The organism is Methanobrevibacter sp. (assembly GCF_050872065.1).
Lineage (GTDB): Archaea > Methanobacteriota > Methanobacteria > Methanobacteriales > Methanobacteriaceae > Methanocatella.
Genome location: NZ_JBNMGD010000004.1, coordinates 1 through 13,020, shown reverse-complemented (window position 1 = coordinate 13,020; position 13,020 = coordinate 1). Strand labels below are relative to the sequence as shown.

The window sequence follows — 13,020 nt, the reverse complement described above, 5'->3', positions numbered from 1 at the left end:
ATTGTGAAACTTATGAGAATTATAAAACAAGATACTAAAGAAGGAATAATCGAAATAGTTCCAGAAACCTTGGATGATTTATGGCATTTATCTCATATAATTGAGGAAGGAGATAATGCATCTTCTAAAACAACAAGACGTATTCAAGATAATACTGGAGATAAACTGAGAAGTGATAGAGGTGTTAAAAAAACCTTTTATTTAGGTTTAGATATTGAGAATATAACTTTTCATTTATTCACTGGAAAATTGAGGTTAACTGGTACTATTACAAGAGGGCCTGAAGATTTAATTCCTCTTGGATCACATCATACCTTAGAAGTTAAACTTAATACTCCAATCACAATTAAAAAAAATTTTTGGCCAAAATGGGCAATAAAAAGACTTAGTCAAGCTGTTGATGCATCTAAAAAATTATCAGCAATAATAATTGTTTTAGAAGATGATACTGCAACAATAGGTTTGATGAGACAATTTGGAATTGAGTATTATGGTCCAATTAAGGGACATGTTTCTGGTAAGCGAATAATTGATAAAAATAGGCAGAAAAATATTGTTCAGTTTTATGATAAAATTATTGAATCAATAGAGAAATTTGACTCCATTCAAAATATTGTTATTGCAGGTCCTGGATTTGTTAAAAATGATTTTTATGATTATATTAAAGATAAATATAAAGATTTAGCTAAAATCTCTGTTATAGAATCCACTGGCTCTGGAGGACGTAATGGTATTAGTGAAGTTCTTAAAAAGGGAACTGTTGAAAAATTAACTTCAGAAAATAGGGTTGCACAAGAAATGGGTGCTATTAATAGATTACTCACTGAAATTGGTAAAAATTCATCTAAAATTGCATATGGTGTAAAACAAACAAAAAATGCAATTAATCTGGGTGCTGTTAGTGAACTTTTGATTTTAGATACTAAAGTAGCTAGTGAGAATATGGGTGACTTGATGGATATGGTTGAAAATATGAAAGGTGAAGTAATGGTTATTAGTAGTGAACATGAAGGTGGAAAACAATTAGAAAGCCTGGGTGGTATGGCAGCTATTTTAAGATATGAAATTGTTTAATTTTATGTACAAATTTATATAATATGAACAATTAAAAATAATTATACATAAGTGATAACATGTTTTATTCGTCAATTATTATTGCATTTATTATTGTTTTTATCATAACGGCGGTAAGTACTGCTATTTTAGATATTATTTTTAGATTTTTTGGAAAAAGAGGATATCTTGGTAATCTATATCCAAATGTAAGGGGAGGAACTCCTCGTGCGATTGGTGTTATTCCGTTCATCGTATTGTCTTTTTTCATGTTGCCTAGCTGCAATTCAATGATTTTAATTATAGGTATCTTTGCATTAATTGATGATATTCTTGGAAGAAAAAAATGTGTTCCTTTAGGATTTGAATGGGGACAACTTTCAAGAGGAATTGGAATTATATTAGTGATGATAGCTGGTATTCTTGAAGGATATTGGATTTCTGCAATATTTATTGCATTAATGGTTCAACCACTTAATATTTCAGATATGCAACCGGGTAGTGCATGTATTGTAACAATGATTATGTCTGTTATAACTATGGTTCTTATGTTAATTGTAGGTTCACCAATGGTAAATGAATTGCCTGCAATTTACACACCGTTATTAATATTTGTTGTATGTGCTGCTTACTCTCCTCTTGACTTTTCAGGAAAAATAATGTTAGGCGAAGTTGGAAATCATACTTTTGCTGTAGCACTTGGTTTAGCATTTTATTTAGTTGGAGGATTATGGTCTGTTATTTTACTCGGATTTATAACTGTTGCTTTAATCGCATTTGTTAGAAGAAATAATTTAAGAGTATTTTTCAGACAAAATTTAGGAATATTAGATCCAACATTTGGAGATTATTTCATGGATGTATTGAGTGGAGGAGGATTAGGAGATTTGTTTAGAAAATTAATCCTTAAAGACAAACGATATGATATTAAAAACCCTTTATTGATTTCATTGGGATTTAGAAGGTTATTATTCAATCCATATGCATCACGTGTAAAATATACTTCAAAGAAAATACCAAAATTATGGAAGGGAGTGTGAGTATATTGAAAGCATTTTTTACAGTTACAGGAAGAGGTTTAGGTGGAGATGCCGTTGTTGCACTTAATACCATGTTAGCATTTAGGAAGAGAGGTGTTGAATGTATAATTGGTATAGATGATGCTGCTTCTGGCGATTTATTTGAAAAAAATGGTTTTGAAGTATGTAAAATTTCCATTCCTCACGCTGGAGGACATGCTGCAACTAAACTTTCTGCAGTTAAAGGTGCTTTAAAATTAGTAACTGCAACTTTTAAAGCAAGAAATGCTATTAAAAAATCCAAATCTGATTTTGTTGTTGCAGTTTTGGGGGGAGGTGCAATTGTAGGTTCTTTAGGTGCTAAGTTTGCAGGAACATCTTGTTTTTCTTTAATATCAACACCCCTAGATTCTAAAGTTTGTCCTAAACTTAATTATTGTTATATTTTACCTGAATTGGATAAATTTAGATTAGATACGCTTCCTGAAAATATGGATAGATCTTTTTATCCATTAATTGATGATATGGGTGATGGAAATGAAGAAATTGCTCTTCAAAAATTAAAAGAATACTCTAATTTTGATGAAAATAAAAAAACAATTATATTTTCTTCAGGTTCATCAATATTTAAGGGAATGATTGATGCTATTAACTTGGTGGCTGACTCTACTGATGAGTATAATTTGGTCTTGATTGGACGTCCATTAAAAGAAGAGTATTATGATTTAATTAATGAAGAAAAAATAATCTATGTAGGATTTATTGATTGGATTAATCATTTATTCAAGTTTGCTGATTTGACTGTTTTAACTGATGATGGTGTTTCTCTTGAAGAAGCAATGATTTGTGAAAAACCTATTATTGCTCTTACTAAAGTAAAATGGGGCAGATACCAAAATATGGCGGGTGTTTTTAAGGGAGCTATTATTGAATCAGAAGTTGGCGAGGTCTGTAAAAGCATTAACGAAGCGTTTAAAAATTATGATTCTCTAAGGAAAAATGCTGAAATTTATGGTAAGCAGTGTTTTGAAGCTGCAGATGTTCTTGTAGATAAAATCTTAAAAAAAGTTGAATAGTGGTATTATAACCACATATTTTTGATAATTTTATAGTTTGTATCAGTTGATGGATGAATCTCTAAAAATTCATCATAATCATCTAAATCATAATCCATTCTCATTATATAAGATAAATATGCAACATCACTTACAGAGGATGGTGAAATTGAGTTAATTCTGTTTATTCTATTATTCTTTTCATCAAATTCAATTTCTGAATATCCGGTATCACCATTTAGAATATTCCAAAATACAGAAGGTCCTGCAATTGCAGGTATTGCAATAGTTTTTTTATCTTCTTCAAGGCACTCTGTTTTTTCATTTTCAACAAAACTAACTTCCATATTCAAGCTTAATGTTTGAGGAATACAATTGTAGCTTACTTTATTTGAGTATCCTGCCATATTTCTTGCAGCTGTGATGCCTTCTTTTCTTGCTACTGGTGTTAGTTGGTATCCTCCAGTTACATCACCTGCAGCATATATATTTTCTAGTGAAGTTTTCATCATTTCATCAACTTTAATAGTTTTGTCATGGTTTAATTCAACAAGATCTTTAGCAATTTCACTATTTGGTGTTCGTCCTGTTGCAAAAAATGGAATTCCATCTAGTTCTTCACCATTATTAAGTAAAATCTTATCTTTAAAAACTTCTACAACATTAGTATTCTCATAGAGATTTACATTTGACAGTATATTCTTCAAAATATATTTTTTTGTATTTGGAGTAATTTCTTTTAAAAATGAGCTTCTTGCAATAATATTAACTTCACTATCTAATGTTGAGTAAATATTAGCTATTTCTCCAGCTATAATTCCTCCACCAATAATATTCAATTTTTCAGGGATATCATCAATTTTTAATATATCTCTATTTGTTAATCCAAATTCACTTCCTTTGATATCTGGGATAAATGGGCGAGCACCTGTTGCGATGAGTAAATTATCATATTCAAAACTTTCATTATTTACTTGAACTATGTTGTTGTCAATACTTGCTTCACCGTAAATTATGTTGTTTCCAACAGATTCGTTTTCCTGTTGATTCAAATGCCTTAATTTTTCTTGTGTTTCAGTAATTTTTTCAACAATTTTTTCATAGGATATTTCGAGCTGGCTTTTTAAAAATCCGTGTGCATTAAATCTTTTGTTTGTTTCAATAAATTTTGTAATGTCTGTCAATGCACAAACAACCATACATCCTTCATTTAGACAAGTACCAGCAATATGTTTTTTTTCAATTAAAGTAACTTCTTTTCCTAATTTTCCAAGCTCTAGAGAGGCTAATCTCCCTGCAGGTCCAGAACCAATAACAATATTTTCCATTTTTTTAACTCCATTTAGATAATTTTATATAATACTACTTTTAATATTTTTATATATTAAATTTTGGAGGGAGAATTATGTGTATTGCAGCACCTGCTCATGTTGTTGAAATTAATAGAGAGGACAACTGGTTATATGCTGACTTTGGTGGAGCAAGACAGCAAGCAAAAATAGATCTTTTACCTGATGTGGAAATTGGTGATTATGTTCTTATCCACGCTGGTTATGCAATAGAAAAATTAACTGAAGAAGCAGCTAAAGAATCTTTAGAAGCTTGGGAAGAACTTTTAGAAGTCCTTGAAGAAGAAGATAGAGAAATGGAAAAAGCAAGAATGAATGATTTAAATCAATAAATAGACACTCTTGTTACTCCTTTTATTTTTAAAAATTCATTTATTAAATCTCCACTAACGACTTCTTCAGTTATTATGGTTAATATTGGGCTTTCTTGGAGTTCAGTATCTTCGGCGTAAGCTTGTCTTATTCCAATTCCTTTTTCTGTAATTAATTTGGTAGTGTTTGCTAATATTCCATCGCTTTTGGATCCGCATTCAATTTCTATTACACCTAACTTTAAATTTTTGGCAATGTTTTTTAGAAGCGTTCCAGCAGGTATAATGTTATTAAAGAGATTGTATAATTCTTCATCTTCTTGAATTACTTCAATTGTGGATTTGATAGCTCTTCTATCTACATCTGCAGCTGTTGCTAATGATTTGTCGCTTATTTTTAAATTTCCACAATATATTTTTCCATTTTCATTTAAAGATAGTCCAAGTTCTATCATTTTTTCTGCAACTCTAATTCTTGCAGGGTATTTTTTGAATTTTTCATTAATTTTTTCCCACATTTTAATCAACATTCCAACTTTTTGTACATTTAAGTTAAATTATGTAGAATGTAATATATATTTATTATGTTATTTCGTTTAAAAAAAGATAAAATTGTTATGTGGTTAAAAATTCTTTAAAAAAATAGTTTAGTAGTAGGCTAGATGGGATTCGAACCCATGACCTCCCGGTTATCAGCCGAGCGCGCTAACCAAGCTGTGCCACTAGCCTATGAATAATCTTGATGACAGTTAACTGTCAACACTTATAGTTATATTAATCTCCATATATAAATCTTTCGATTATATACAGAAATTAATTATAATTTTAAATTTATCTATTAATCATTTCATTAATAGAATCTGCCATAGCATGTCCTTCAACTATAATTTTTGCTTTTTCGATGCCTTCAACAGATTCAGCTTTAATTTTTGCATCAGCAGCAATACGGGTGATACTCATACAACCAGGATTGGTTGGTTTGAGAGTAATTTCAGCTTGATCTCCATCAACTGTAATGTTTTGTACAATGCCCATTTCCACAATACTAATTCCCATGTGGGGGTCATTAATTACGGTAATAGCATCTTTAATTTTATTTACTAATTCTTCAGACATATATTTTGCCTCCTATTTTTTTAGTATACATATACTTTTTTCAATGATATTTATAAACATTTTTATTTTAACTTGAGTATACTAAAATCATTTTACTCTATGTTTTAATTTAACACCTATGCCATTACGGCATTCTTCCATTTCGTATCCTGTCATCACTGCTTTTCCAACACCAACGGCAATGTCATCTTTAACAACAACAACCTCGTCATTTGGTACTATTTTGTGGTCTGCTTTAATGATTCCTGGTGCAAAAACAGTATTTGTTGTAAGATCAAAATCTATTTTAACAATATGGGTTTCTAAATCTTTTAAAATTTCTCCACCAGCTAAATTCAATCTATATAATCCATGATCCTTATTTAATAAAGCTAATTGTTTCCCTTCAGATAATATTCTTTTATGATACATTCCTTTAGTTTTAACATTATCTGGGATGAATTTTTCTCCGTTTTCACCAAATTGGAATTTAGCAATTGATCTTAATTCATGTAATGTTTTTTCTTTTCTGTTTATCTTTTGATGATTTTTAAGTTCCATTCTTAGATTATAAAGTGAATCTGGGGAAGTTGGTCTTCCATCTTTACAAACATTTACGAAATCATCAACATGTGCTTCGCAAGATTCTAAATATCCTCCAGCAAGGTTTGCAACGATATTTTTTCCTTCACAATATTTAGCAATTAACTTTCCTGTTTCGTTAATTTCATCTTGTGACCATGAACCAGTTGTACTTACATCATAAGATTGAATGGGAAAGGTGTTTTCGAGTTCCCTTGGGCAAATTCCAAATGGGGAAGTCACGATAAGTTCCTGGTATGAACGTGTAAGTTTTCTAAATTTTTGGTGTGATTTGGAATTGGAATATGGTTTTTTCATACTACAGGGCAATAAAACAACAGTGTCTCCAAGAGGTTCCATCATTTCCATTCTTTGTCTCCATCTAACTGATTCTGGGCGGTAGAGAGACTCTTCACTTGAACATATTACTTTCATATTATTCCTCAAAAGCTTTTATTAATTCATTGTCTAATTCAATTAGTCTTTTAATATTATCATTACTATCAGGTATTTGTTTTTTCCATTTTTTTATAACAAAATCAATATCTACTTCCTTACTACCACTTATCAAGTTATCTGCATGGGCAACAATTTTTTCTTCAAGTGTTTGAGGTAGGTAATCTTTTTCAGGAAGTCCTAATTTTATAGCTTCTTCTTTTGTTATCCCTGCACCGATATGTCTTTCAATAATGTTTAAAACATCATTGGAATAACCATATTCTTTTGCTATCTTAACTCCTTCAATAGCATGAGTGATGCCGTGTGTCTTTGATCTTCCAATATCATGTAAAAGAGCACCTTTTTTAATTAATCTGGTATCTACATTATCAAAATTAGCTGCTATTTTCATAGCTTTTTTATAAACTGCCTTGCAATGGTTTATAACATTTTCAGGAGTATTTTCTTTTTTTAGTAATTCAATTTCCATTGTTATCTATGAATTTTTAATTTTTTCAAGAAATGAATTGTAATTGCCTTCAACTATTGCAATGTCTTTTTTAAGGTTTTCAATAATTTCAGTGTTATCTTGATATTCTAATTCTTCATTGCATGCTGGACATAAAAATTCGTAATAAGGATCTGCTGCTGTATCAAAATCAAATCTAACATGGCCGTATGGACATACAAAAAACATGTTTTGTTCTTCATTATTTAATGCTTCATTAAGTTCATTTAACTCAGTTTCACTATCTTTTTTAATTCTACTGATTAGTTCATTTTCTTCAAATTTCCAAGAATAAGTAAACCATTGAGTTTCTGGATCTTTACTTCTTTTATAATTAGCAATTCTTAAATCATAAAGTTTGTATAACATTTTTCTAACGATATTTAGTTTAATACCTGTCTTTTCAGCTATTTCCTCATCTGTTTCAATACCTTCAGTTAATGATTTAATAATTGGAATGATTGTTTTATCAACAGTTTCATTGATATCATTAGAGATATATTGTATATCTTCTGGTGGAAGTTCTAGTGCTCTTATAAGATTATTAATTCCCTCAGGGGTTGATTCATCAGGATATCTTTCTCTGAAATTTTTTTTAAGATTTTTTTCATGGTCCTTTTCAACAATCTGTGATAATAATTTCTTCACTAATATATCATCTATCATTTAATTTCCCCTAATATTAATTATCCTATTTTTTTCAGTGTTTTGGAACTTCTAAATAAATAAAAATAAAAAAGATAACTCCATTAAAAGTAATGTTTAGTTATATTTTTTTTATTATAAAAATATAACTATTTTATATTTAAAATTAATAGTTTTTTAATATATCTAAAAAATTTTCAATAATATACTCAACTTCTTCATCACTTAAAGTTGAATAGATTGGTAGGCTTATTTCATTTTTAAATAAATTGTATGAATTAGGATAATCTTTGATATTAAATCCTAAATTTTTATATGCAGTAAGCATTGGGAGCGGTTTATAATGTACATTTGTACTTATTCCTCTTTCTTCCATTTTAATTATAATTTCATTTCTTTGTTCTAAAGTAATACCTTCAATTCTGGTTAAGTATAAATGGCCAGATGATGTTGAATTTTCAGAGAAATGTTTGGGACATATAATTTTACTATCTTTAAATCCTTCATCATATTTTTTAATAATTTCATGCCTTCTTTTAAGCATGGAGTCATATCTTTCAAGTTGTCCAAGTCCAATTCCTGCCTGAATATCAGTCATATTGCATTTGTATGCAGGAATAAGAATATCATATTCCCAAGATCCTTTTTTAGTTTTTTCCAGTGCATCTTTAGTTTGGCCATGAAGTGAAAAGATTTGTAATTGTTTGTATATTTTTTCACAATCTATTCCATCGTGTTTTTTCCAAGTTACTGCTCCACCTTCTGCGGTTGTTAAATTTTTAACAGCATGGAATGAAAAACAAGTAAAATCAGCAAGGTTTCCAGCAGTTTTATTATTTTGAATAGCTCCAAAACCATGGGCACAGTCTGCTAACACAATGATTCTACCATAAGCTTCTTGTAATTCATTATTAGCAGTAAATAATTCTTTTTTGTTTTCGATTATTTCATATATTTTATCGTAATCGCATAATATTCCTGCAATATCAACAGGCATAATAACTTTTGTTTTTTCAGTGATTGCATCGCTTACTTTTGAGTAATCCATTTCTTCCTTATCTTCTTGACTATCAATTATTATGGGTGTTGCTCCTACATGACAAATTACACTACAAGTTGCAGTATAAGTGTATGCAGGTACAATTACCTCATCACCTTCACCAATACCTAATAACCTTAAAGTCATTTCTAAAGCAGTAGTTGCTGAACTTAAACAAACAGTTTTATCATTTCCACAGTATGCACTGATTCTTTTCTCAAATTCTTTTGTTTTAGGTCCTGTTGTAATCCATCCGGATTTTAATGCTGCTACAACTTCTTCAATTTCTTTTTCGCTTATGTCAGGTGGTGAAAATGGAATATTCATGTTTTATTCTCCGTTAACTTCTTTAGGTTCCTTGTAAGTAGGGACACATTTTTTCATAGTTTCTTTAATAATTTGTTTATCTGTAATTTCGTTATTTATAATTTCCCTGAATGCATCTAATTTTTCTTCAACATCGTTCATTGTGTAATCCATTGGTTCTGTAATGAATATCTTTTCATGTCCGGTTTCTTCAAGATTTTCCTCGTTCATTAGAATTTCTTCATATAATTTTTCTCCAGGTCTTAAACCTGTAAATGTTATGTCAATATCTTTTCCAAGAGTTAATCCTGATAATTCGATTAAACTTTTAGCTAAATCATAAATTTTAACTGGTTCTCCCATATTCAGTACAAATATTTCTCCACCTTTTGCATAGGTAATTGATTGTAATACTAATGCTACTGCTTCAGGTATTGTCATAAAGAATCTTGTAATATCTTTATGTGTTACTGTTACAGGCCCACCGGATTCAATTTGTTTTTTGAATAAGGGGACCACTGATCCATTACTTCCTAAAACATTTCCAAAACGAACAGCTACAAATTCAGTTTTGCTTTCTTTATCTTTTGCCTGGATAAGCATTTCGCATAATCTTTTAGTAGCTCCCATTATGTTTGTTGGATTGACTGCTTTATCAGTTGAAATTAAAATAAAACGTTTTGTGTTGTATTTGTCACATGCGTTAACTAGATTATAAGTTCCAAATACATTATTTTTAATTGCTTCAGTGGGGTTATTTTCCATTAGAGGAACATGTTTATGTGCTGCTGCATGGAAAACAATTTCTGGTGAATATTCTTCAAATATTTCAAATATTCTTTCTTCATCTCTAATGTTAGCTATAATTGCTATAATCTCGTCATTTGGATAATTGGCCTTAAGTTCTAGCTCAATGTTGTATAAGCTATTTTCATATATGTCTAACATTAATAATTTCTTTGGATTATGGAGCATTATTTGTCTACAAAGTTCTTCACCGATAGATCCTCCTCCACCAGTTACTAAAACAACTTTATCATTAATTAAGCTTTTAATATTATTATTATCAAGTTCTACAGGTTCTCTTCCAAGTAAATCTTCAATTTGAACATCTCTTAGACTGTGGTATAAATTTTCAGAGGATATTGCTTCTCTTAAGTCAGGTAATGCTTTTACATTAGCAGTTGTTTTATTACAAATCTCTAAAATTTCTTTTTTATTTTCATTATCGATATTTACAATTGTGAAAAATATTGTATCAATTTCTTCGTTTTCGCATATTTTTTGAATATCATTCCTATTTCCAATAATTTTCACACCAGCAACAGAATAACCTCTACGTTTTTTATTATCATCAATAATTCCAACAATATCATACTTTCCTTTTAATGTAGTTTGCAATGTTTTAATGATATTATTTGCAGAATATCCTCCACCTATAATCAATAATTTTTCCTGATTTTCGGAAGTGTAGTTAATTCCTTTATTTGTAATGTCTGATAATAAGGAATATCTTATTATTAAACGATAAACAACAGTTATTATACCAATGAAAATACCTGCAGATAAATTGAATTTTATTGAAGGATTTTTCATACCAATTATATCCTCAATCAAAGAAATGACAAGCAAGGATATTATTGAAAGAAGAATGTACATGATATAGTCTTGGTTATTTTCGTAACGAATAATGTTTGAATATCTTTTTGTTAATCTGAAAATTATTTGTAAAACAATTATTCCGAGTATTATACTAATTAAAATTTCTTTTTTAGCTATTATGCTTATCGGATCCATTAAAAAAGAGTCGGTGATTAGAACAGATATTAAATAATATCCTAAAACAACGGATAAAGAATCCATTAATGGCAATAAGAAATTTCTATATTTTCCAAAACTATCTACATTCATGAGAATCATCTTATTAAATTCACTTATAACTTATAATATAAGCATTTTTATTTATGTTTATTAATTAAATATAAAAGTTTCTTTAAAGTATTTTTTAACCTAAAAATTTTAAATTTTAGCAAATTTTATTTTGTGGTGAATGGTTGTATTCGTCTAATTATTACTGCAGGGGTATGTGTGATTGAATCAAGGTCTTCAATGGTTACTTCATCAAATTCACTACCAAGAACATCTTTAACACTATGTATGGTTTTCATTTCTGTGGAAAGTGATTTCTGATAATCTTCTGCAATATTAGCTATCTTCAATGCAGTTTCAACATCTATTTTTTCGCTGCAGCCTAATGGGGTAGAACCCATGTTTTTGGATAGCTGTCCTTTAACATATCCGAAAAATCCATTGTCTGCATTGATTCCTTCAATCGCAATTGGAAGTCCAGTAAAATATTTTCCGTTTTTCATATATGTTGCATCAGTATCGATAATCATTACACAAACTTCCTTTCCGATTTTCTTTTTTAATTCTTTTGCAACATTTCCAGGATTATCTGGAAGTAGGGAAACATAAGTCCCAGGAGCATTACTTAAATCGACACCTGCCTCTGAAGCAGGTTTTAATGCATGTTTTAGACCATACAATTGTAAAATTACTTCTTTATGAGCATATGTTTCTTTAGGTAATTTTCTTAGATTTTTAATGGTTCTTTTTTTAATTCCCAAAGCCGGTCCCAAAATATATCCCCATAAATATTTGCTCCAAACTGTTGTTAAAAATTTAGCGGTTAATGATGGAGAATATTTGGATTCATCAACCAATCTTCCCTGTGATACTGAGATAGGTGTTTCAGCTATCACTAAATAATCATTATCTTTCATTAATTTTTTAGCAGGTTCAATAATAACATCCAAATTATCATTTGGTTTAATATAATCTGTTTCAATAGGAATCACAATGTAATTTCCATTAGTAACGTGTTTTATGTCTTTTAATTCATCATTGTTATCTGTCATAAAAATCTTTATTATTATTAATTGATATAATAATATAATTAATATAAGATATTTTATAATTATCTATTAGTAAAGGGTGTTGTTATGGCAAGAAAATTTATTACATATTTTGATAAAGAAGGCAATGATTACACTGATGAATTAATAATGGCTGTTAAAGATAAATTAGATATAATGGATATTAAAACAATCCTAATTGCTTCTGCTACTGGTGAATCTGCATTAAAATTGTATGAGGTAGTTGGTGATGATGTTGAAATTATTAATGTAACTCATCATGTGGGATTTAGTGGTTCTAATGAGTCAGATATTTCTAAAGATATGGTTGAAAAACTTGAAAAAGTTGGAATTAAAACATATTTTGGAAGTCATGCATTTAGTGGTGCGGCAAGAGGGGTTACCAATAAATTTGGAGGTTATTCTTCATTAGATATTATTGCAAATACTTTTAGAATGTTTTCGCATGGCATTAAAGTTGGAGCTGAGATATCTATTATGGCTGCAGATGCAGGTTTAGTACCAGTTGGGGAAGAAGTAATTGCTATTGGTGGTAGAGCTCATGGTGTTGACAGTGCGGTTATTTTAACTCCAGTTAATTCAAAAGATTTATTTGATTTAAAAATTCATGAAATTATAGCGATGCCAAGAGATTAAATAATATTTTAATAATTATACTAATTTTTGATAGTTATATATATT

At 29.4% G+C, this 13,020-nt stretch carries 14 protein-coding genes and 1 tRNA gene; 5 read left to right on the top strand and 10 right to left on the bottom strand.

The window, feature by feature from the left end; all coding sequences use genetic code 11:
* The first annotated feature begins 12 nt into the window (after positions 1-12).
* From ACR0P1_RS01070 to ACR0P1_RS01060, 3 genes are read left to right on the top strand one after another with little or no spacing between them, the layout of a single operon-like run.
* The gene (locus ACR0P1_RS01070) at positions 13-1,074 is read left to right on the top strand and encodes an mRNA surveillance protein pelota (RefSeq protein WP_432644563.1); all 1,062 of its coding nucleotides are present in this window, start codon (positions 13-15) and stop codon (positions 1,072-1,074) included.
* A 59-nt stretch (positions 1,075-1,133) separates the two neighbouring features.
* Positions 1,134-2,093, top strand: a complete 960-nt coding sequence (locus ACR0P1_RS01065) for a cell wall biosynthesis protein (protein ID WP_432644562.1) — start codon at positions 1,134-1,136, stop codon at positions 2,091-2,093.
* Between the two features lie 5 nt (positions 2,094-2,098).
* On the top strand, positions 2,099-3,148 hold the full coding sequence (locus ACR0P1_RS01060) for a glycosyltransferase (protein WP_432644561.1): 1,050 nt from the start codon (positions 2,099-2,101) through the stop codon (positions 3,146-3,148).
* Between the two features lie 5 nt (positions 3,149-3,153).
* Here ACR0P1_RS01060 and ACR0P1_RS01055 read toward each other — a convergent pair whose 3' ends face one another.
* A complete protein-coding gene (locus ACR0P1_RS01055; RefSeq protein ID WP_432644560.1) occupies positions 3,154-4,455 on the bottom strand; it encodes an FAD-dependent oxidoreductase in 1,302 nt (433 codons plus the stop codon).
* A 77-nt stretch (positions 4,456-4,532) separates the two neighbouring features.
* On the opposite strand from ACR0P1_RS01055, the gene ACR0P1_RS01050 reads away from it, so the two are divergent.
* The gene (locus ACR0P1_RS01050) at positions 4,533-4,808 is read left to right on the top strand and encodes a HypC/HybG/HupF family hydrogenase formation chaperone (protein ID WP_432644559.1); all 276 of its coding nucleotides are present in this window, start codon (positions 4,533-4,535) and stop codon (positions 4,806-4,808) included.
* Here the strand turns inward: ACR0P1_RS01050 and ACR0P1_RS01045 are convergent.
* From ACR0P1_RS01045 to ACR0P1_RS01005, 9 genes are all read right to left on the bottom strand, one after another.
* On the bottom strand, positions 4,802-5,317 hold the full coding sequence (locus ACR0P1_RS01045) for an amino acid-binding protein (RefSeq protein ID WP_432644558.1): 516 nt from the start codon (positions 5,315-5,317) through the stop codon (positions 4,802-4,804). The two genes, ACR0P1_RS01050 and ACR0P1_RS01045, sit on opposite strands and share 7 nt — an antisense overlap.
* A 124-nt stretch (positions 5,318-5,441) precedes the next feature.
* Positions 5,442-5,516, bottom strand: a tRNA-Ile gene (locus tag ACR0P1_RS01040).
* Between the two features lie 102 nt (positions 5,517-5,618).
* The gene (locus ACR0P1_RS01035; RefSeq protein ID WP_432644557.1) at positions 5,619-5,903 is read right to left on the bottom strand and encodes a metal-sulfur cluster assembly factor; all 285 of its coding nucleotides are present in this window, start codon (positions 5,901-5,903) and stop codon (positions 5,619-5,621) included.
* 87 nt (positions 5,904-5,990) lie between these two features.
* Complete coding sequence (locus ACR0P1_RS01030) at positions 5,991-6,899, bottom strand: DUF5591 domain-containing protein (RefSeq protein WP_432644556.1); 909 nt, start codon at positions 6,897-6,899, stop codon at positions 5,991-5,993.
* A gap of 1 nt (position 6,900) precedes the next feature.
* Positions 6,901-7,392, bottom strand: a complete 492-nt coding sequence (locus tag ACR0P1_RS01025; RefSeq protein WP_432644555.1) for a TIGR00295 family protein — start codon at positions 7,390-7,392, stop codon at positions 6,901-6,903.
* 6 nt (positions 7,393-7,398) lie between these two features.
* Positions 7,399-7,917 carry a transcription factor E gene (gene tfe / locus ACR0P1_RS01020; RefSeq protein WP_432644597.1) on the bottom strand — a complete coding sequence of 173 codons (519 nt, stop codon included), beginning with the start codon at positions 7,915-7,917 and terminating at the stop codon, positions 7,399-7,401.
* A gap of 304 nt (positions 7,918-8,221) precedes the next feature.
* A complete protein-coding gene (locus tag ACR0P1_RS01015) occupies positions 8,222-9,421 on the bottom strand; it encodes a DegT/DnrJ/EryC1/StrS family aminotransferase (RefSeq protein WP_432644554.1) in 1,200 nt (399 codons plus the stop codon).
* 3 nt (positions 9,422-9,424) lie between these two features.
* Complete coding sequence (locus ACR0P1_RS01010) at positions 9,425-11,311, bottom strand: polysaccharide biosynthesis protein (protein ID WP_432644553.1); 1,887 nt, start codon at positions 11,309-11,311, stop codon at positions 9,425-9,427.
* 125 nt (positions 11,312-11,436) lie between these two features.
* Entirely contained in the window at positions 11,437-12,321 is an 885-nt protein-coding gene (locus tag ACR0P1_RS01005; protein WP_432644552.1) for a coenzyme F420-0:L-glutamate ligase, read from the bottom strand.
* 84 nt (positions 12,322-12,405) lie between these two features.
* Here ACR0P1_RS01005 and ACR0P1_RS01000 point away from each other — a divergent pair, with 84 nt between their 5' ends.
* On the top strand, positions 12,406-12,975 hold the full coding sequence (locus ACR0P1_RS01000; protein ID WP_432644551.1) for a pyruvate kinase alpha/beta domain-containing protein: 570 nt from the start codon (positions 12,406-12,408) through the stop codon (positions 12,973-12,975).
* Positions 12,976-13,020: the final 45 nt, after the last annotated feature.